This is a genomic window from Pseudomonas koreensis (assembly GCF_025447595.1).
Classification (GTDB): Bacteria; Pseudomonadota; Gammaproteobacteria; order Pseudomonadales; family Pseudomonadaceae; genus Aquipseudomonas; species Aquipseudomonas koreensis_H.
The window spans coordinates 44,006-63,772 of the sequence record NZ_JAOEJU010000003.1 but is presented as its reverse complement, the minus strand read 5'-3'; the positions used below and the strand labels follow the sequence as shown (position 1 = coordinate 63,772).

At 62.5% G+C, this 19,767-nt stretch carries 15 protein-coding genes; 8 read left to right on the top strand and 7 right to left on the bottom strand.

Features of this window, described 5'->3' with window-relative positions:
* Nucleotides 1–4 precede the first annotated feature (4 nt).
* The 5 genes from N8H71_RS06030 to N8H71_RS06010 all read left to right on the top strand — a co-directional run bounded on the left by N8H71_RS06030 (nt 5) and on the right by N8H71_RS06010 (nt 6,490).
* A complete protein-coding gene (locus tag N8H71_RS06030) occupies nt 5–1,420 on the top strand; it encodes a Y-family DNA polymerase (protein ID WP_039768872.1) in 1,416 nt (471 codons plus the stop codon).
* On the top strand, nt 1,396–4,494 hold the full coding sequence (locus N8H71_RS06025; RefSeq protein WP_262193280.1) for an error-prone DNA polymerase: 3,099 nt from the start codon (nt 1,396–1,398) through the stop codon (nt 4,492–4,494). Before N8H71_RS06030 ends, N8H71_RS06025 begins: the two co-directional genes overlap by 25 nt.
* Before the next feature lie 255 nt (nt 4,495–4,749).
* Complete coding sequence (locus tag N8H71_RS06020; protein ID WP_162803870.1) at nt 4,750–5,436, top strand: CsgG/HfaB family protein; 687 nt, start codon at nt 4,750–4,752, stop codon at nt 5,434–5,436.
* Nucleotides 5,437–5,465: 29 nt separating this feature from the next.
* A complete protein-coding gene (locus tag N8H71_RS06015) occupies nt 5,466–5,834 on the top strand; it encodes a DUF4810 domain-containing protein (RefSeq protein ID WP_085683919.1) in 369 nt (122 codons plus the stop codon).
* Nucleotides 5,831–6,490 carry a DUF799 domain-containing protein gene (locus N8H71_RS06010; protein ID WP_262193279.1) on the top strand — a complete coding sequence of 220 codons (660 nt, stop codon included), beginning with the start codon at nt 5,831–5,833 and terminating at the stop codon, nt 6,488–6,490. The genes N8H71_RS06015 and N8H71_RS06010 overlap by 4 nt, the downstream gene beginning before the upstream one ends.
* Before the next feature lie 146 nt (nt 6,491–6,636).
* Here the strand turns inward: N8H71_RS06010 and N8H71_RS06005 are convergent, their stop codons facing one another.
* From N8H71_RS06005 to N8H71_RS05975, 7 genes are all read right to left on the bottom strand, one after another.
* Entirely contained in the window at nt 6,637–7,299 is a 663-nt protein-coding gene (locus N8H71_RS06005; protein WP_262193278.1) for a flavin reductase family protein, read from the bottom strand.
* A gap of 11 nt (nt 7,300–7,310) precedes the next feature.
* Complete coding sequence (locus N8H71_RS06000) at nt 7,311–8,798, bottom strand: amidohydrolase family protein (protein WP_262193277.1); 1,488 nt, start codon at nt 8,796–8,798, stop codon at nt 7,311–7,313.
* Nucleotides 8,795–9,991, bottom strand: a complete 1,197-nt coding sequence (locus N8H71_RS05995; RefSeq protein WP_262193276.1) for an amidohydrolase family protein — start codon at nt 9,989–9,991, stop codon at nt 8,795–8,797. Before N8H71_RS05995 ends, N8H71_RS06000 begins: the two co-directional genes overlap by 4 nt.
* Before the next feature lie 150 nt (nt 9,992–10,141).
* Complete coding sequence (locus N8H71_RS05990; RefSeq protein ID WP_127798350.1) at nt 10,142–11,194, bottom strand: extracellular solute-binding protein; 1,053 nt, start codon at nt 11,192–11,194, stop codon at nt 10,142–10,144.
* Between the two features lie 18 nt (nt 11,195–11,212).
* Complete coding sequence (locus tag N8H71_RS05985; protein ID WP_064597101.1) at nt 11,213–12,001, bottom strand: ABC transporter permease; 789 nt, start codon at nt 11,999–12,001, stop codon at nt 11,213–11,215.
* Nucleotides 11,998–12,915 carry an ABC transporter permease gene (locus N8H71_RS05980; protein WP_007959454.1) on the bottom strand — a complete coding sequence of 306 codons (918 nt, stop codon included), beginning with the start codon at nt 12,913–12,915 and terminating at the stop codon, nt 11,998–12,000. The genes N8H71_RS05985 and N8H71_RS05980 overlap by 4 nt, the downstream gene beginning before the upstream one ends.
* A gap of 1 nt (nt 12,916) precedes the next feature.
* The gene (locus N8H71_RS05975; protein WP_230731222.1) at nt 12,917–14,002 is read right to left on the bottom strand and encodes an ABC transporter ATP-binding protein; all 1,086 of its coding nucleotides are present in this window, start codon (nt 14,000–14,002) and stop codon (nt 12,917–12,919) included.
* Between the two features lie 141 nt (nt 14,003–14,143).
* On the opposite strand from N8H71_RS05975, the gene N8H71_RS05970 reads away from it, so the two are divergent.
* From N8H71_RS05970 to N8H71_RS05960, 3 genes are all read left to right on the top strand, one after another.
* On the top strand, nt 14,144–14,833 hold the full coding sequence (locus N8H71_RS05970) for a GntR family transcriptional regulator (protein WP_262193275.1): 690 nt from the start codon (nt 14,144–14,146) through the stop codon (nt 14,831–14,833).
* 129 nt (nt 14,834–14,962) lie between these two features.
* Nucleotides 14,963–17,074 carry an ATP-binding protein gene (locus N8H71_RS05965; protein ID WP_262193274.1) on the top strand — a complete coding sequence of 704 codons (2,112 nt, stop codon included), beginning with the start codon at nt 14,963–14,965 and terminating at the stop codon, nt 17,072–17,074.
* A 29-nt stretch (nt 17,075–17,103) separates the two neighbouring features.
* Nucleotides 17,104–19,734 carry an excinuclease ABC subunit UvrA gene (locus N8H71_RS05960; RefSeq protein WP_262193273.1) on the top strand — a complete coding sequence of 877 codons (2,631 nt, stop codon included), beginning with the start codon at nt 17,104–17,106 and terminating at the stop codon, nt 19,732–19,734.
* The last annotated feature ends 33 nt before the right edge of the window (nt 19,735–19,767 follow it).

Below are 19,767 nucleotides of genomic sequence, written 5' to 3'. Positions count from 1 at the left end.
CGCCATGCGCTGGGTTTGCATTCTGTTCCCGCAATTGGCCCTCGACGCCGTGCTGCGTCAGCGCCCCGATCCCGAGCAACCCTTGGCGCTGCTCAGCGGCCCGGCCCAGCGCCGGGTGCTGCAAGCGGTCAACCCGGCGGCGCGGGCACTGGGCTTGCGACCGGGGCAGTCGATGACCGCCGCGCAGGCCATGAGCAAAGGTTTTGCCACCGTCGATTACGATTCGGCCGAGGTCGAGCACTGGCAGCAGTTTCTCGCCGCCTGGGCCTATCGTTTCAGCGCCCAGGTCAGCGTGCATTATCCGCGCACCGTGGTGTTCGAGATCGAATCGAGCCTTGGGCTGTTCGGTTCCTGGGCGCAGTTCGAGGCACGCTTGCGCACGGAGCTGACCGAGCTTGGCTTTCGTCACCGCATCGTCGCCGCGCCGAACCCGGTGGCGGCGCGGGTGTTGGCCAACGCCTACGACGGATTGGTGGTGCCCGACGGTGAAGCCCTGCGCCATCACCTCGGGCAATTGCCGGTCGACCGCATCGGCCTTGAGCCGAGCGTGGCCACGGCGTTGTCGCGCATGGGCCTGCGCAACCTTCATCAGGTGCAGAACCTGCCGCGTCAGGCCCTGGCCCGGCGTTTCGAGGCACCGATGCTCAAGCACCTGGACACGCTGTTCGGCGCACGGCCGCTGGCGCTGGCGTTCTACCTGCCGCCGGATCGTTTTGATGTGCGGATCGAACTCAATTTCGACGTGCAGTCCCATCAGGCGCTGCTGTTCCCTTTGCGCCGCCTGACGTCCGATCTGGCGGCGTTTTTGTGCGGCCGCGACAGCGGCGTACAGCGCTTCGATCTGCATCTGGAACATGCGGGGCTGCCGGACACACTGATCAAGGTCGGCCTGCTCAGCGCCGAGCGCGATCCGGCGATGCTGTTCGAGCTGGCCCGTGGCCGACTGGAGCAGGTGCAGGTCGAAGCCCCGGTGCGCGGTTTTCGTCTGCGCGCCGAGGATCTGCCGAGTTTCGTGCCGCAGTTTCAGGAACTGTTCGACGATCGTCCGCAACAGACCTTGCCCTGGGAGCAACTGCGCGAACGCCTGCGCGCGCGGCTGGGCGATGAGGCGGTGCAGGGCCTGCGCTTTCAGGCCGATCACCGCCCGGAGTGCGCGTGGCAGAACGCCGATGACAAACAGCGTTGCCCTGCATTGCCGGGCGTGCAGCGTCCGGGCTGGTTGTTGGGTGAACCGCAGTCCGTGCCCGAAGGTTCGGCGCGCATCCTCATGGGCCCGGAACGCATCGAGTCCGGTTGGTGGGACGGTGACGACGTGCGCCGCGACTATTACCTGATCCAGAACCGCGCCGGCCAGCAAGGCTGGGCGTACCGGGCAGTGGGCGAGGGCGGTCCGTTGTGGCTGCAGGGCTGGTTCGCGTGAACCAGGGTTATGCCGAGCTGCACTGCCTGTCGAATTTCAGTTTCCAGCGTGGTGCTTCGAGTGCGCTGGAGCTGTTCCAGCGGGCGAAAAAACACGGTTATCAGGCGCTGGCGATCACCGATGAATGCACCCTGGCCGGGATCGTCCGTGCCTGGCAGGCAGCCAAATCCGTGGAGCTGCCGCTGATCATCGGCAGCGAAATCCGCATTGAGAACGGCCCGAAACTGGTGTTGCTGGTCGAGAACATCGAGGGTTATCAGGCGCTGTGCGGCTTGATTACCCAGGCTCGGCGGCGCACCCAGAAAGGCCAGTATCAAATACTGCGCGAGGATTTCAGCGAGCCGTTGCCGGGATTGCTGGTGCTGTGGGTGTCGGATGCGGTCGATGGTGTGGAAGAGGGCCGCTGGCTGAAACAGATCTTCGGCGAGCGCCTGTGGCTGGCGGTGCAGTTGCATCGCGGGCAGAACGATCAGCAACGGCTGGCCGCACTGCTGAGTCTGGCGGATGAACTGCAGATTCCAGCCGTGGCCAGTGGCGATGTGCACATGCACGCCCGTGGCCGCCGGGCCTTGCAGGACACCATGACCGCGATCCGCCATCACGTCCCGGTGGCCGAGGCCGGGTTGCGTCTGCACCCCAATGGCGAGCGGCATTTGCGCAGCCTCGATGTGTTGAACGAGCTATATCCGCAAACCTTGCTGGACGAGTCGGTGACGCTGGCCCGGCGCTGTACGTTCGACCTTGACCAATTGCGATATCAATACCCCAAAGAGCTGGTGCCCGAGGAACACGACGCCAGTTCCTGGCTGCGCCACCTGACCGAACAAGGCATCGCCTGGCGCTGGCCGAAAGGCGCACAACCCAAGGTGCTCAAGCAGATCGACGATGAGCTGGAGCTGATCGCCGAACTCGGCTACGAAAGCTACTTCCTCACCGTGCACGACGTGGTGCGCTTCGCCCGTGAGCAGAAGATCCTCTGCCAGGGCCGGGGTTCAGCGGCCAACTCGGCGGTGTGTTTTGCCTTGGGCATCACCGAGATCGACCCGGACCGCACCACGCTGCTGTTCGAGCGTTTCATGTCGAGGGAGCGCAACGAACCACCGGACATCGACGTGGATTTCGAGCACGAACGCCGGGAAGAAGTCCTGCAATACGTGTTTCGTCGTTATGGCCGCCGTCGTGCGGCGCTGACGGCGGTGGTCAGCACTTACCACGCCTCCGGCGCGATCCGCGATGTGGCCAAGGCGCTGGGCTTGCCGCCGGACCAGATCAATGCGCTGGCCGACTGCTGCGGCCACTGGAGCGATGAAACCCCGCCCGTGGAACGCCTGCGCGAAGGCGGTTTCGACCCCGAAAGTCCGTTGCTGCACCGGGTGCTGAGCCTGACCGGGCAACTGATCGGCTTCCCCCGACACCTGTCGCAGCACCCCGGTGGTTTCGTGATTTCCGAGCAGCCGCTGGACACGCTGGTGCCGGTGGAGAACGCCGCCATGGCCGACCGCACGATCATCCAGTGGGACAAGGACGATCTCGACGCGGTCGGGCTGCTCAAGGTGGATATCCTCGCCCTCGGCATGCTCAGCGCGATCCGCCGCTGTTTCGACCTGCTGCGCCGTCATCGCAATCAAAAACTGAGCCTGGCCACGATCCCGCCTGACGATCGCCCGACCTACGACATGATCAGCCGCGCCGACACCATCGGCGTGTTCCAGATCGAATCCCGGGCGCAGATGTCGATGCTGCCGCGCCTGCGCCCGCAAACCTTCTACGATCTGGTGATCGAGGTGGCCATCGTCCGGCCCGGGCCGATTCAGGGCGGGATGGTCCATCCGTATTTGCGCCGGCGGAACAAGGAAGAAGAGGAAACCTATCCGTCGCCGGAGCTGGAAGTGGTGCTCAAGCGCACCCTCGGCGTGCCGCTGTTTCAGGAACAGGTGATGCAGATCGCGATTGTCGCCGCCGACTACAGCCCCGGCGAAGCCGATCAGTTGCGTCGCTCCATGGCCGCGTGGAAACGCCACGGAGGCCTGGAACCGCACAAGGAACGGCTGGCCGCCGGCATGAAGAAAAACGGCTACAGCCCGGAATTCGCCGCGCAGATCTTCGAGCAGATCAAGGGCTTCGGCAGTTACGGTTTCCCCGAGTCCCACGCTGCCAGTTTTGCCTTGCTGACCTATGCCAGTTGCTGGCTCAAGTGCCACGAACCGGCGGCGTTCGCCTGTGCGCTGATCAACAGTTGGCCGATGGGGTTCTACAGCCCGGATCAGATTCTTCAGGACGCGCGTCGGCATCATTTGCAGATCCGCCCGGTGGACGTACGGGCCAGTGACTGGGATTGCAGCCTGGAGCCGATTGCCGGCGAGCAACCGGCGATCCGCATGGGCCTGCGGATGATCAAGGGTTTTCGCGAAGAGGATGCGCGGAGCATTGAAAACGCTCGGGCGAGGGGCGCGTTTGCCGATGTCGCCGATCTGGGCGAACGGGCCGGGCTCGACAGTCGGGCCCAGGCGCTGTTGGCGGATGCCGGCGCGCTGCGCGGCTTGGCGGGCCATCGCCATCGGGCACGCTGGGAAGTGGCCGGGGTGCAGAAACAGCTCGGGTTGTTTGCCGGGTTGCCGAGTCAGGAAGAGCCGGATGTGTTGCTGCCGACGCCGAGTGTCAGCGAAGACCTGTTCACCGACTACGCAACGCTGGGCACCACGCTGGGGCCGCACCCGCTGACGTTGTTGCGCGACGAGTTGCGGGCGCGGCGCTGTCGCAGTTCCCGGGAGTTGCTGGAGGTCGAGCATGGCCGGCCGGTCAGCGTGGCGGGGCTGGTAACCGGGCGCCAGCGGCCGGGCACCGCCAGTGGCGTGACCTTCGTGACCCTGGAAGACGAGTTCGGCAACGTCAACGTGGTGGTCTGGCGCGATCTGGCCGAGCGTCAGCGTCAGGTGTTGGTCGGCTCGCAATTGCTCAAGGTCGATGGCCGTTGGGAGCGGGAGGGCGAGGTGCGGCATTTGATCGCCGGACGCTTGAGTGACCTCAGTCCGTTGCTCAACGGAATTCGGGTGCAAAGCCGCGATTTCCACTGACAACCTCTGAACCTGTGGGAGCGAGCCTGCTCGCGATGGCGTCCAGTCAGCCGATAATTATTTCGTCTGATGCATCGCTATCGCGAGCAAGCTCGCTCCCACAGGATTTTGAGTCTGACATTTAGCCAATTCACTGGCGTCAAAAAAACCTGTTCTCACTGATGGCACTTTGGCATAATGCCGGCCCTTTCCCGATCCCCCACGATTTTTGCCGTGCCGGGACACATCATTTTTCAGAAGGAATGCACAGTGAGAATGATCTCCCGGATGTTGGTCTCGGGCATTGCGATTGCCGTCCTCGGCACCCTGGCCGGCTCGCTTTCCGGTTGCGCCACGGAAAGCTCCCGCGCACTGCCGGTGGCCAAGGTGGAGAGCGCCTCCCAGGCCTGGTCCGGTGTCCGCATTCCGATGGCCGTGGGCAAGTTCGACAACCGTTCGAGCTACATGCGCGGGATCTTCTCCGACGGCGTCGACCGTCTCGGTGGCCAGGCCAAGACCATCCTGATCACTCACCTGCAGCAGACCAACCGTTTCTCCGTGCTCGACCGCGACAACATGGGTGAAATCCAGCAGGAAGCGGCGATCAAGGGCCAGGCCCAGCGCCTGAAAGGCGCCGATTACGTGGTCACCGGTGACGTCACCGAGTTCGGCCGCAAAGAAACCGGCGATCATCAACTGTTCGGCATTCTCGGCCGTGGCAAGACCCAGGTCGCCTACGCCAAGGTCAACCTGAACATCGTCAACATCAGCACGTCCGAAGTGGTGTATTCGACCCAGGGCGCCGGCGAATACGCCTTGTCCAACCGCGAAATCATCGGCTTCGGTGGCACTGCTGCCTACGACTCCACCCTCAACGGCAAAGTCCTCGATCTGGCCATGCGCGAGGCGATCAATCGTCTGGTCGATGGCATGAACGCCGGCGCCTGGAAACCGGGCAACTGATAGACGCCCATCGCAAGGAGCAACACACCATGAATCTGACACTGTCTCGGCCATTGATGGCCCTGATGCTGGCTGCCTGCGCCTCGCTGGCCGGTTGCAGCAGCCCGCAAACCCTGTATCAGTGGGAAGGCTACCAGCCACAAGTCTACGAATACTTCAAAAGCGAAACGCCGAAAGAAGCCCAGGCCGAAGCGCTGGAAGCCGATCTGCAAAAGATCCGCGCCAGTGGCAAGCCCGTTCCGCCGGGTTACCACGCCCACCTCGGTTTGCTGTACCTGAGCATGGGCAAGGATGATCAGATGGTGCAGCAATTGCGCACCGAGAAGACTCTGTTCCCCGAGTCCGGCACCTATATGGATTTTCTGCTCAAGAACGCCAAGACCGGAGACGCCAAATGATCTCGCGTGCCTTGAAACTGCTGGCCGCAGGCCTGGCGCTGACCGTTCTCGGTGGCTGTGTTGCACCGAAGACCGTGGACTATTCGGCGTACAAGCAAGCACGGCCGAAATCCATTCTGGTGCTGCCGCCGCTGAACACCTCGCCGGACGTCAAGGCGTCCTACAGCCTGTTGTCGCAAGTGACGTTCCCGCTGGCCGAAGCCGGTTATTACGTGCTGCCGATCACGTTGGTCGACGAGACGTTCCGCCAGAACGGCCTGACCACGCCGGATGACATCCACCAGGCGCCGGCCAACAAACTGCAGGAAATCTTCGGTGCCGACGCGGCGCTGTACATCACCGTCAGCGAGTACGGCACGCGCTACATGGTGATCAGCAGCGAAACCGCCGTCACCGCCAGTGCCAAACTGGTGGACCTGAAAACCGGCGTCACCCTGTGGACCGGTGCGGCCCGAGCGTCGAGCGAGGAGGGCGGCAATAACAGTGGCGGCGGCCTGATCGGCGCGCTGATCACCGCGGCGGTGAAGCAGATCATCAACAGCTCCACCGATGCCGGCTACCCGATTGCCGGCGTGGCCAGTAATCGACTGCTGTCGGCCGGTCATCCGGCAGGCTTGCTGTACGGGCCACGGTCGCCGAAGTACGGCACTGACTGAGCAAACGATGTAAATCCTGTGGGAGCGAGCCTGCTCCGGGCGGCGTTCCGACGAAGGCGGTCTGTCATTCAACATGGATGCTGACTGAACCACCGCTTTCGCGAGCAAGCTCGCTCCCACAGGGGGCAATGTGTTCATCCGCTGATTTATTTGGCTGAAGGCCAGAACCGCTCGCCACCCCCCGGTGCCTCCGTCCACGCTTGCAACGAGCGGGTCGGCAAATCGAAGTAATCCCGGGTCCGCGCATAACCATGCCCGCCCATGCGCCCGATCGCATCCAGCCCCAATTGATCGATGTACAGGGTTTTCGGGTCGATCAATTCGTCGCGCACATGCGCCATCAACACCTCGCCAAAAATGATCTCCCGCGACTGACCGATGTTTAGCGCCATCATCCGCCGACACTCCAGCGCTACCGGTGCTTCGCCGATTCGCGGGCATTTGACCGAGGTGCCGGGGATGGCTGTCAGGCCGGCTGCGGTCAGCTCATCGAAGCCCGGCGCGAAAGGCACCGCGCAGACGTTCATGGCTTCTACCAGTGCGTCGCTGACAATGTTGACGGTGAATTCCTGATTCATCTGGATATTGCGCGTGGTGTCCTTCGGGCTCTGGTCGCCATAGTTCTCGACGCCAAGCGCGAGAATGGGCGGGTCCGCCGACAGCGCATTGAAGAAGCTGAACGGCGCGGCGTTGACCCGGCCTTCGGCATCGATGGTGGTGACCAGTGCAATCGGGCGCGGCACCACGCTGCCGATCAGAATCTTGTACTTTTCCCGTGGACTCAGTTGGCTGAAATCGAAGCTGTGCATGGCAGTGTTCTCTAAAGAAGTGGATCGATGGCGCTCAACGGCGCCTCGGCGCTGTAGTCGTCGGCGAACGGAATGGCCGGCTGGAACAGGGTTTTCCAGTCCGGTCGGCCAAAAGCCCGGTCGCTGTGGCTGCGCATCAGTTTTTCGTATTGGCGTTGGGCCCGACGTTGCAGGCCCGGGTAGTCGACGCCGTTGACCTGACCGTCGTGCATCACGCAGCGACCGTCGATGTAACTGGCGATGCAATCGTCGCCGCGCCCGGCCAGCAACAGGTTTTTCAGCGGATCGAACAGTGGGCCCAGGTGCAGGCCGCGCAGGCTGAACACAGTGATATCAGCCTTGGCGCCGGGGGCCAGGCGACCGAGATCGTCACGGCCTAACGCCTTGGCGCCGCCGAGGGTGGCGGCGTTGTACATATCGAGGCTGCTGGTCAGTGCCGAGCCGCCCTCCATCAAGCGGGCGATGTTCAGACCGTGGCGCATGTTTTCCAGCAGGTCCGCCGGCCAGGTGTCGGTGCCGAGGGCGAAGTTGATGCCTTTGGCGCGATAGCGGCCGAACGAATTCAGTGCCTCGCCATCGCGGGCGAACACCAGCGGGCAGTGCACCAGGCTCGCGCCGCCGTCGATGACCCGTTGCAGATCGTCGTCCCCCGAGGTGTAGATGCCGTGGGGCAACAGGCTGCGCGGGGTAAGCAGATCGAGTCGCTGCAACCAGCCCAGGGGCGAGGTGCCGCGCAATTGTTCGACCATCGCGACCTCGCCGAGGGCCTGGCAACAATGCAGGCGCATCGGTGCGTTCAGTTCGTGACTGAGAGCAGCAGTGCGTAACAACAACGCCGGGGTGCAGGTCTGGATGCGATCCGGCAGCAGTGCACCGCGAATCAACCCGGCGTGCGCGCCATCGAAATCCTTGAAAAAACGTTCAGCGGCATCGAGTCCGGCCAGGCCCCGGCCTTCATCCCAGTGATGGGCGAGACTGCCATTGCTGCGCCAGTAACTCATGCCGCTCATGTAACACGGGCCGAGATAGGTACGTAGTCCTAGCGCGCCGGCAACATCGGCGACGGCCGCAAATTCGTCGTAGGTCTCCGCCCATTCTCGGTAATACATCGAGGTGATCGGCATCGCCGTGGTGATGCCGTTGCGGATCAACTGGGTGAAGGCGTAGCGATATTTGAAGACTTCTTCTTCCGGGTTGAACGACTCACGCGGGCCGGCCGCCAGATATTCCGCCGACCACATCCGGCCCATGGCGCGCTCGTCGCCGTTGTCCAGGGTCAGCACGGTGGAATCGAGATCGCCGAGGGCGTCGAGATCGATAAAACCGGGGCCGATCAGCGCATTGCCGTAGTCGATCCACTGATCCACCGGCCCTTGGTAACCGCGTCCGACAAACTCGATCCGTGAACCGGCGAACACCACTTCGCCGTCGCGCCACAGCACATGTCGCGTGCCGTCGAAGCCGACCACGCAACCGGCCTTCAGGCCGATCCGTTTCACAGACGGCTGCCCAGCAAGCGACCGCCGCTGGCGATCAGTTCGCCGCCGCGATAGACCTGACGCACGGGGCGCGCTACCACGGCTTCTCCGAGGGTTTCGACCGGCATCAGCAGAAAATCCGCGGACCGGCCGATACCGAAACCGTAATCCGTCATTCCCAATGCGCGCGCGCCGTTGACCGTCGCCGCGTCGAATGCCGCTGCCAGTTCTTCGTCCTTGCCCAGGTCGAAACGGAACGCCAGCAGCATCGCCCGTTCGAGCATGTCGCCATTGCCCATCGGCGACCACGCATCGCGGATGCCGTCGGAACCGAGGCACACGTTGACGCCGGTCTCACGCAGCGCCAGAAACGGCGGAACCGCGCAGTCGGCCGGCGCCGAACTCATCAGCGAAATGCCCAGCGCCGCGAGGCGTTCGGCGACCGGTTTGACCTGACTCCACGGCAGCATGCCGAGGCAATAGGCGTGGCTGATCATCACCCGGTTCTGCAGGTTGAAACGCTCGGTGTAATCGGCGATCCGGGCGATCTGCCACAGACCCAGTTCACCTTTGTCATGCAGGTGAATATCGACGCCGCGCTGGAATTCACTGGCCAGTTTGAACACGAAGTCCAGTTGCGCGATCGGGTCATTGTCGATGCCGCAGGGGTCTAGCCCGCCGACGTTTTCCACGCCCAGGGCCATGGCTTCGCGCATCAGTTCGGCGGTGCCGGGGCGGCTGATCAGGCCGGTTTGCGGGAACACCACCAGTTGCAGGTCGATCAGGTCGTTATAGCGCTCGCGCAGTTGCTGCATGGCCTCGACGTGACGCAGGCCGAATTCCGGGTCAATGTCCACGTGGCAGCGCATTATCAGCGAACCCCGGGCGATGCAGTTTTCCAGCAGGGCGCCGGCGCGTTCGGCGATCGGCGCTTTGACTTCACGCAGGACGCGGCGCTCGTTGCTGATGTAATCCTTGAGCGTCGGGCCGGCGCTGTTTGGGCGCCAGGGTTGGCCGTACAGGGTCTTGTCGAGGTGGACGTGGCTTTCCACCAGCGGGGCGGTCAGGAGCTGGTTCTGGCCGTCGATGTCGGTGGCGGCCAGCGGGGTGCTGGAGGCTAAGCGGCGTTGGGTGAACTTGCCGTTTTCGATCAGCAGGTCTTCGGCGGAAGCGCCGTAGGGGCGGATGTTTCTAAGCCAGCGGGGGTGGGACATACAAACCTCATTCAGATCTTTGATTTTGTGTTGCCTTGGCTAGCCTCTTCGCGAGCAAGCTCGCTCCCACAGGGTATGGGTGTCGATCACAGATCCAATGTGGGAGCGAGCTTGCTCGCGATGGCCGCGACGCGGTCTCAAGTCAGGCGATCAGCCCTTAAGCTTCGACCAGATCCGATCCTGCAGCTCCCGCGCCTTGTTGCTGCATTCCTTCTCCGGCCGCAGCCGCGAGGCGTATTCCTCGGGCATGTTGATCGCGTCCATGACCTTCCATTTCGCATCCAGCAACTGATCGCTCTGAATCCCGTTGGCATAGGCAATCGCGTTGGACACGGCCGCCGCGTTCTCGGGTTTCATCATCCAGTCGATAAAGATTTTCGCGTTGCCCGGATGCGGCGCGCTCTTCGGTACGGCGAAGTTGTCCTGGAACATCGCCAGGCCTTCTTTCGGGTACACGTACTTGATGGTGCTCTTCTGCAAGGTGGCTCGCGCTGTCGAGCCGTTCCAGTTCTGCATCATGATCACTTCGCCCGAGGCCATGCGGTCGACGGTGTTGTCGGAGCTGTACATCTTCAAAAACGGTTTCTGCTTTTGCAGCAGCTCGAGGATGCGCTTGGCGTCCTGCGGGTTTTCCGTGCATTCGTCGACGTTCAGGTAATGGCTGGCGGCGTTGATCACGCTGCTGGAGGTGTCGAGGGCGGCGAGCTGGCCTTGCAGCTCCTTGCGCGGTTCGAAGAACTCTTTCCACGAATCATCGAGTTTGCCGCCCGGTACCCGGGCGCTGTCATAGGAAAAACCGGTGGTGCCCCACAGGTACGGCGCCGAGAACTTGCGGCCCGGATCGAAGCTCGGGTCGCGGAACGGGCCTTTGACGTACTGGAAGTTGTTCAGGGTCGGGGCGTCGATTTCCAGCAGCAGGTCCTGCTTGATCAGCGTCTGCATGATCGACTGCGACGGCACGATCACGTCATACGCCGCGCCGCCGGCCTGCAACTTGGCGAGCAGGGTTTCGTTGCTGTCATAGCCGTCCATGGTGACCTTGATCCCGGTCTCCTTTTCGAACTTGGCCAGCAGGTCCACCGGGTAGTAATCGGTCCAGTTGTAGAAGAACAATTCCTTGGGCTCGGCGGCGTGGGCGCTGAACGCGGTGAAACAACTCAGGGCCAGACCGGAAATAGCCAAACGCATGCTTTTGGTTTTCATGAACAGAGCGCTCCAGGTTTATTGTTGTTTGCCGCGTTGGCCAAGCCAGAAGGCCAGCACCACGAGCACGATGGAAATCACCAGCATCAGGGTCGAGATCGCGTTGATCTCCGGCGTCACGCCGGCCTTGATTGCCGAGAAGATGTACACCGGCAACGTGGTCGAACCGGGGCCGGCGACAAAGAAGGTCATGATGAAATCGTCGAGGCTGACCACGAACGCCAGCACCGAACCGGACAACACCGCCGGCCACAACAGCGGCAAGGTCACGCGGCGGAACACTTGCCACGGGTTGGCGTACAGATCGTTGGCGGCCTCCAGCAGGCTCTTGTCCAGATCGTTCAGGCGTGCGCGGATCGGCAGGTAGGCGAACGGAATGCAGAAGCCGATGTGCGCGACGATCACCGTCATCAGTCCGAGCTTGATCCCCAGCGCCATGAACAGCAGCAGGGTGGCCACGGCGGTGACGATCTCCGGCAGGATCAGCGGCAGGTTGATCCCGCCTTCGACCATTTTCTGTCCGTAGAACGGCCGGTAAGTTGCCAGCGCCGCGAGCAATGCGATGGCCGTGGCGCACACCGTGGCGATGGTCGCGACGATGATCGAGTTCAGCGCCGCCGTCTGGATCGACGGGTTGGCCAGGATCCGCCCGTACCAGGCGAACGAGAACTCGGTCCACACCGTCGCCGAGCGGTTGGCGTTGAAGCTGTAGGCGATCAACACCAGGATCGGCACGTACAGATAGGCGAGGATCAGCAGGCTGATTTCCCGGGTCGCCGGGAGTTTTTTCAGGTGCAGAGAGATCATGCTTTCGCTCCCCGGTTCAGGGTTTTCGCCGCGCTGCGGCTGTAGAGGGCGTAGAGCACCAGCGACAACAGCAGAATCCCCAGCAGCAGGAACGACAGCGAACTGCCCAGCGGCCAGTTGCGCGCGGTGCCGAACTGTTGCTGGATCAGGTTGCCGATCATCAGGGTCTTGCCGCCGCCGAGAATCGCCGGGGTGATGAAGGCGCCGAGGCTCGGCACGAACACCAGCAACGCGCCGGCAATCACGCCGGGCATCGACAGCGGCAGGATGATCCGGCGCAGCGCGTGCCAGCGGTTGGCGCCCAGGTCATAGGCGGCTTCCACTAGACGCCAGTCGAGTTTTTCCAGGGTCGAGTAGATCGGCAGAATCATGAACGGCAGGAAGCTGTAGACCAGACCGACGCTGACGGCGAAGTCGTTGTAGAGCAGGGTGATGCCGCCGGCACTCGGGAACAGCGCGTTAAGGCTTTGGGCGACCCAGCCCTGTTCGCGCAGGATGATCAGCCACGCGTAGTTGCGGATCAGCAGGTTGGTCCAGAACGGAATGGTGATGAGCAACACCATCAGGTTGCGTCGGCGCGGGGTCAGGCTCGACATCCACAACGCCACCGGAAACCCGAACAGAAAGCACAGCACGGTGGTGCCGCCGGCCTGGAACACCGAGCGCAACAGCGCTTGGGCGTAGACCCAGTTCAGCTCCAGTTCACCGTCGAAACCTTCCTGGAAAAACAGCTGAACGTAGCTCTGCAGTTGCCATTGGGCCTGCCAGTCGACACCGCCGTAAGTGTTGCGCGGCAGCAGGCTGATGTAGCCCATGATCCCCAGCGGAATGGCGATCAGGGCGAGCAGGGTCAACACCACCGGGCTGAGCAACAGCGCACGGTTGAGGGAGGGGGAAGTGCTGCTGACGCTCATCTCAGGCCTCCATCAGCAGGCAGGCCTGGGGCGGCAGGTGTACCGCCACGCGCTCGCCGACCGCGCGACCACGGTTCAGGCCTTCGTTGTTTTCCCGCAGCATGACTTTGATGTCGTTGTTCAAACGGCACTGATACAGCGTCGCGGTGCCCACATACAGCACGGCCTCGATCACCCCGCGCAGATGATGGGGCTGATCCGCCGCGACCAGTTGCGAACGCTCGGGACGAAACGCCAGTTGCACGCTGCTGCCATTGACGCCTTGGGGCGGACAGGGGATTTCCACCGGCATGCCGTTGGGCACGAAGATGTTTTCGTTGTGCTCGCCGCGCTTGAGCTGACCGGGGAGGAAATTGATATCGCCGATGAACTGGGCGACGAAACGATGCTGCGGACGTTCATAGATATCGGTCGGGGTGCCGATCTGCAGGATCTTGCCGGCGGACATCACCGCGATCCGGTCGGACAGGGTCAGGGCTTCTTCCTGATCGTGGGTGACGAAGATGAAAGTAATGCCGGCTTCCTGCTGCACTCGCTTGAGTTCGACCTGCATTTCCTTGCGCAGCTTCAGGTCCAGCGCCGACAGCGGCTCATCCAGCAACAGCACTTTGGGCTTCGGCGCCAGGGCCCGGGCCAGAGCCACGCGCTGCTGCTGGCCGCCGGACAATTCCGCCGGTTTGCGCCCGGCCAGGTGCTCCATCTGCACCAGCGCGAGCATCTCGTCGACCCGTCCTGGAATCGTCTTGCGATCAAGACCCTGCATCTCGAGCCCGAAGGCGATATTCTGCGCGACACTCATGTGCGGAAACAGCGCGTAACTCTGGAACACCGTGTTGACCCGACGCTTGAACGGTGGCAGGTGATTGACCGTTTCGCCCGCCAGACGGATCTCGCCGTCGCTGACGTGTTCGAAACCGGCGATGGTGCGCAGCAGGGTGGTCTTGCCGCAGCCCGAAGGGCCGAGCAGGGTGAAGAACTCGTTGTCGGCGATGTTCACCGACACGTTGTCAAGGGCTGGCGCCAAGCCAGGATCATCAGAATACCGCTTGGATACGTTACGCACTTCAATGGCTATTGGTTGGCCCATAATGGTGCAATCCTCTAATTATTGTATGCAATATCTGAATGCAATTTAGAAATACCCGGATTAATCTGCTCGTGCAACCCCCTTATTCCCCCTGCTGTCGCTAATGCCGGGGAGTGTTGCCAGCACTGAAGGAGTTTTCGAATGACCGAGAAGAAACCGGAAACCACGGTCGACCGCGTCTACCAAGGGGTTTACGAGGCGATCAGCAAGCGTTCGCTGCGTCCGGGCATGAAGCTGGGCGAGGCGTCGCTGGCGGAATTGTTCAATGTCAGCCGCACGTCGGTTCGTGCCGCGCTCAAGCAACTGGAGGCCGACGGACTGGTCACCACCGAGCCCAATAAAGGTGCGTCGGTGTCGCTGCCCAGCGATGAGGAAATCCGTTCGCTGTTCGAAACCCGGCGCCTGATCGAGATCGGCATCGTCACTGAACTGTGCCGGCGCAAGGACACGGCGGCGATGCAGGATCTGCGTGATCACCTGCTGCTCGAAGACGAAGCCCACCAGGCCGGAGATCATGAGCGTCTGATCCACCTGCTCGGCGAGTTCCACATCAAACTGGCCCGCAGCCTGAACAACCCGGTGCTGCTCGACTGGTTCCAGAAACTGATTTCCCGCGCCTCGCTGTACGCCGCCGCGCTGGATGACGACAGCCATGAAGCCTGCCGCGACGATGAGCACTTGCGGCTGATCGAATACATCGAGGCCGGCAACCAGAGCGCGGCGATCGAGTTGACCTGCATGCATCTGGACGGTATCCAGAAGGCGATCCTCGACGTCGCTGCCAAGCTCAAGACCGGCTACCACCCGCTCAAACACCTGATTGAGGTTTGACGGCCGCCCGCGAATGAAATCGGCTATACCTCAAATGAAACCATTGGCGTAGCCAGGGCTCGAAACAGACGGGTGCGGCCTGCCGCGCAGAGCAATTCAACGGGCAACCACAAGGCGTTCAACCAGTCGATGCAGTTTTTATCCGATAGCCATGGGTGTGACGGCTGGAAAGGCGAGATGGCCGGACGTATCCGTGCGTTCGACTGGAGCGGGACCGACCTTGGCCCCCTCCAAGCCTGGCCCGCCAGTCTGTGCAGCACAGTGCAACTGATGCTCGCTTCGCCGTTGCCGATGGTCATGCTCTGGGGCCAGGCCGGTTACATGATTTACAACGACGCCTATTCCAGATTTGCCGGCGGACGCCATCCGTATCTGTTGGGTGTGCCCGTCGAGCTGGGCTGGCCGGAGGTCGCCGAGTTCAACCGGCATGTGGTCGACACCTGTCTGGCGGGGGGCACCCTGGAATATCGCAACAAAGTCCTGGTGCTGTTGCGTGATGGCGTGCCCGAGGATGTCTGGCTGGATCTTTATTACAGCCCGGTGGCCAACGATGCCGGGGTGCCTTCGGGCGTGATAGCGATGGTGGTGGAAACCACCGAGCTGGTGCAGTCAGAACGCCTGCGTCAGGCTGCCGAAGACGCCTACCGCGCCGACAATGAACGGGTGCGTCTGGCGCTGAACGCGGGGGCGTTACTGGGCTCGTTCGTGTGGGATGTGAAAAACAACGTGCTGTCCGCCGATGAGCGATTTGCCCGTACGTTTTCCTTCCCGCTGGATCAGGACCTGACCAACCTGCCGCAGCACATTGCCCAAGCGCACATTCATCCCGATGATCGTAGTTGGGTGCAGGAATGCGTCGATAATTCGGTGCGCACCGGCGAGCCCTACAACGCCGAATATCGCGTGATACGCGCCGATGGCAGCTTCCTCTGGGTGCTGGCCAGCGGTTGCTGCGAGTTCGACGAGCAAGGCCAGCCGTTTCGTTTTCCCGGCGTGCTGATTGACATCCATGAACGCAAGACCGCTGAAGAGTCCCTGCTCAAATTCACCCGCAATCTCGAACAGCGAGTAGCCGATGAGGTCGAGGCGCGCCTGAATGCCGAAGAGCAACTGCGTCAGTCGCAGAAACTCGAAGCCATCGGCGGCCTCACTGGCGGCGTGGCCCACGACTTCAACAACCTGCTGCAAGTGATCGCCGGCAACCTGCACCTGCTGGCCCGGCACGAACCGGACAATGCCAATGTGCAGCGCCGGGTCAGTGCCTCGCTGGCGGCGGTGGAGCGCGGTGCCAAGCTGTCCTCGCAACTGCTCGCGTTTGCCCGGCGTCAGCCGCTGTCGCCAGCGGTGTGCAATCCACGGCAGATCTTCGACGGCGTCGGCGAATTGCTGCAACGTGCGCTGGGCGAAACCATTCAGATCGACGTGCAGGTGCCGAACGAACCTTGGCACATCAATGTCGATCGCAATCAACTGGAAAACGCCATTCTCAATCTGGCCATCAATGCCCGGGATGCGATGAAGGGCGAGGGCACTATTGTGCTCGGCGCCTCCAATCTTTCACTGGACCGGGAGTTCTGTTCGGGCAAGGGCATCGTGCCGGGGGATTTCGTCCGAGTGTCGGTCGGTGACAGTGGTGTGGGCATCGCCCCGCACATGCTCGAGCAAGTGTTCGAACCGTTCTTCACTACCAAGGCTGACGGCCAGGGCACGGGCCTGGGCTTGAGCATGGTGTTCGGCTTCGTCAAACAGAGCGGCGGGCATGTCGAGATCGACAGCCGGATCGGCGAAGGCACGCGGGTGCAGTTGTTCTTCCCGCGCAGCCTGCGGCCGTTGGGGGGTGTCGTGCCAACGCTGGAAAAACATCAGGCCGGTGGTCACGAGACGATCCTGGTTGTCGAAGACAACGAAGCAGTGCGCACCTCGGCTGTCGAGCTGTTGCGCGAAGAAGGCTATCGTGTGCTGATCGCCGGCAATGGCGATGCGGCCATGCAGATGTTGATGGAAGGCGCCCGGGTCGACCTGATCTTCACCGACGTGGTCATGCCCGGCCTGATCAAGAGCTCCGATCTGGCGGCATGGGCCAAGGTGCAAATGCCACCAGTTGCAGTGTTGTTCACCTCCGGGCACACGCGCGACATCATCTCGCGCAACCATCAGCTCAGCCCCGATACCCATTTGCTCGGCAAGCCTTACGGCCCCGAAGCGCTGTTGCAGATGATCCGCTCCGTGCTCAGTGCCTGAGCTTCGAATCCCTTGACCAAGGCTGGCCAATGACCTCCAAGCGCAGCTCCAATTCCGCCGCCGGCATGGTTCGCGTACGCGGCGCCCGTGAACACAACCTCAAGAACGTTGATGTCGATATTCCCCGTGATGCGCTGGTGGTGTTCACCGGCGTGTCGGGGTCGGGCAAGTCGTCGCTGGCGTTTTCGACGCTGTACGCCGAAGCCCAACGACGCTATTTCGAATCGGTGGCGCCTTACGCGCGGCGTTTGATCGATCAGGTCGGCGTGCCGGATGTCGACTCCATCGATGGACTGCCGCCGGCCGTGGCCCTGCAACAGCAACGTGGCACGCCGAGTACGCGCTCGTCGGTGGGCAGTGTGACCACGCTGTCGAGCCTGATCCGCATGCTGTATTCCCGCGCCGGGAGTTACCCGCCAGGCCAGCCGATGCTGTACGCCGAGGATTTCTCGCCGAATACGCCGCAAGGTGCCTGCCCGGAGTGCCATGGTCTGGGGCGAGTCTATGAAGTGACCGAAGCGTTGATGGTGCCCGATCCGGAGCTGACCATCCGCCAACGCGCCGTGGCCTCCTGGCCGCTCGCGTGGCAGGGACAGAACCTGCGCGACATCCTCGTCACCATGGGCATCGACGTCGATATTCCATGGCGCAAACTGCCGAAAAAACAGCGCGACTGGATCCTCTTCACCGAGGAAACACCGACGGTTCCGGTGTACGCCGGGCTGACGCCGGAGGAAACCCGGGTCGCGCTCAAGCGCAAGATGGAGCCGAGCTATCAGGGCACGTTCACCGGCGCCCGGCGCTACATCCTGCACACCTTCACCCATTCACAAAGCGCGCTGATGAAAAAGCGTGTTTCGCAATTCATGATCGGCAGCCCATGCCCGCTGTGCGATGGCAAACGCCTCAAGCGCGAAGCGTTGTCGGTGACTTTCGCAGGCTATGACATTGGTGAGCTGGCGCAGATGCCGTTGCTCAAACTGGCCGAGGTATTGAAACCGGTGGCCGCTGCGAGCTGGCTGGAACACCCCGGGGAAACCGGTGAAACCCTGAGCCACGCCCAGACCCGCGACGCCCGCCAGCAACGGGTGGCTCACGGTGCCAGTGGCCACGCCAACGCGCCGGACGTGCGCCACACACCGAACCTTTCACTGGAAAAACGTCTGGCGGCGCAACGCATTGCCGAAGATTTGCTGGAGCGAGTCAGCACCCTGACCGACCTGGGTCTTGGCTATCTGGCACTGGAGCGCAGCACGCCAACCCTGTCGTCCGGCGAGTTGCAGCGCCTGCGACTGGCCACGCAATTAGGCTCGCAGTTGTTCGGTGTGATTTATGTGCTGGACGAGCCCTCCGCCGGTTTGCATCCGGCTGACGGCGAGGCACTGTTCGATGCCTTGCAGCGACTCAAAGCTGACGGCAACAGCGTGTTTGTGGTCGAGCATGATCTGGACACCATGCGCAACGCTGACTGGCTGATCGACGTCGGCCCGGCAGCGGGCGAGAAGGGCGGGCAGATTCTCTACAGCGGCCCGCCATCGGGGCTGGCCACCATTGAACATTCGCAAACCCGCGCCTATCTGTTTTCCGAACACCAACGGCCAACACGGCTTGCGCGTAAACCCTCTGGGTGGCTGAAGCTCGAGGGCGTCACGCGCAATAATCTGAACAACCTCAGCGCTGAATTTCCTCTGGGTTGCTTTACCTCGGTGACCGGCGTGTCGGGCTCGGGTAAATCGAGTCTGGTCAGCCAGGCACTGCTGGAACTGGTGGGTGCGCAATTGGGGCGCAGCGTCAGTGATGCGGAACCTGAAGAGCTGAATCTGGAGGACGACACCCCGCAGGCCAGCACGGGTCAGGTCACGGCCGGGCTGGAGTCGATCAAGCGCCTTGTGCAAGTCGATCAGAAGCCCATCGGCCGCACGCCGCGTTCGAACCTGGCGACTTACACCGGGCTGTTCGACAACGTGCGCAAACTGTTCGCCGCGACGGCCGACGCCAAGGCTGCCGGCTACGACGCGGGGCAGTTCTCCTTCAACGTCGCCAAGGGTCGCTGCGAGACTTGTGAAGGCGAAGGCTTCGTCAGTGTCGAGTTGCTGTTCATGCCCAGCGTCTATGCGCCATGCCCGACCTGTCACGGTGCACGATATAACCCCGAAACGCTGGCGATCCTCTGGCAAGACCTGAGCATTGCCCAGGTGCTGCAATTGACCGTGGACGACGCGGTGACGGTATTTGCCGAACAACCGGGCATTCGCCGTTCGCTGGAGGTGTTGCGCGACATCGGCCTGGGTTACCTGCGACTCGGGCAGCCGGCCACCGAGTTGTCCGGTGGCGAAGCCCAGCGGATCAAACTGGCCACCGAGCTGCAACGCAACCAGCGTGGCGCTACTTTGTATGTGCTGGATGAGCCCACCACCGGCCTGCACCCGCGGGATGTCGACCGCTTGCTGGAACAACTGGATACGCTGGTGACTGCTGGGCACACGGTGATTGTGGTCGAGCATGAAATGCGCGTTGTGGCGCAGAGCGACTGGGTGATCGACATCGGTCCGGGCGCCGGGGATCAGGGCGGGAAGATTGTCGTGGCCGGGACGCCGCAGAAAGTCGCGGCGAGCAAGAAGAGCCGGACTGCGCCGTTTCTCACAAGAGCCTTGAGCTAATACTCACTTTTGTGGGAGCGAGCTTGCTCGCGA

What these genes read in the sequence shown, in the direction of transcription:
- N8H71_RS06030 (WP_039768872.1), top strand. Translation starts at nt 5, where the DNA reads ATGCGCTGGGTTTGCATTCTGTTCCCGCAATTGGCCCTCGACGCCGTG.
- N8H71_RS06020 (WP_162803870.1), top strand. Translation starts at nt 4,750, where the DNA reads ATGATCTCCCGGATGTTGGTCTCGGGCATTGCGATTGCCGTCCTCGGC.
- N8H71_RS06015 (WP_085683919.1), top strand. Translation starts at nt 5,466, where the DNA reads ATGAATCTGACACTGTCTCGGCCATTGATGGCCCTGATGCTGGCTGCC.
- N8H71_RS06010 (WP_262193279.1), top strand. Translation starts at nt 5,831, where the DNA reads ATGATCTCGCGTGCCTTGAAACTGCTGGCCGCAGGCCTGGCGCTGACC.
- N8H71_RS06005 (WP_262193278.1), bottom strand. Translation starts at nt 7,299, where the DNA reads ATGCACAGCTTCGATTTCAGCCAACTGAGTCCACGGGAAAAGTACAAG.
- N8H71_RS05995 (WP_262193276.1), bottom strand. Translation starts at nt 9,991, where the DNA reads ATGTCCCACCCCCGCTGGCTTAGAAACATCCGCCCCTACGGCGCTTCC.
- N8H71_RS05990 (WP_127798350.1), bottom strand. Translation starts at nt 11,194, where the DNA reads ATGAAAACCAAAAGCATGCGTTTGGCTATTTCCGGTCTGGCCCTGAGT.
- N8H71_RS05985 (WP_064597101.1), bottom strand. Translation starts at nt 12,001, where the DNA reads ATGATCTCTCTGCACCTGAAAAAACTCCCGGCGACCCGGGAAATCAGC.
- N8H71_RS05980 (WP_007959454.1), bottom strand. Translation starts at nt 12,915, where the DNA reads ATGAGCGTCAGCAGCACTTCCCCCTCCCTCAACCGTGCGCTGTTGCTC.
- N8H71_RS05975 (WP_230731222.1), bottom strand. Translation starts at nt 14,002, where the DNA reads ATGGGCCAACCAATAGCCATTGAAGTGCGTAACGTATCCAAGCGGTAT.
- N8H71_RS05970 (WP_262193275.1), top strand. Translation starts at nt 14,144, where the DNA reads ATGACCGAGAAGAAACCGGAAACCACGGTCGACCGCGTCTACCAAGGG.
- N8H71_RS05965 (WP_262193274.1), top strand. Translation starts at nt 14,963, where the DNA reads ATGCAGTTTTTATCCGATAGCCATGGGTGTGACGGCTGGAAAGGCGAG.
- N8H71_RS05960 (WP_262193273.1), top strand. Translation starts at nt 17,104, where the DNA reads ATGACCTCCAAGCGCAGCTCCAATTCCGCCGCCGGCATGGTTCGCGTA.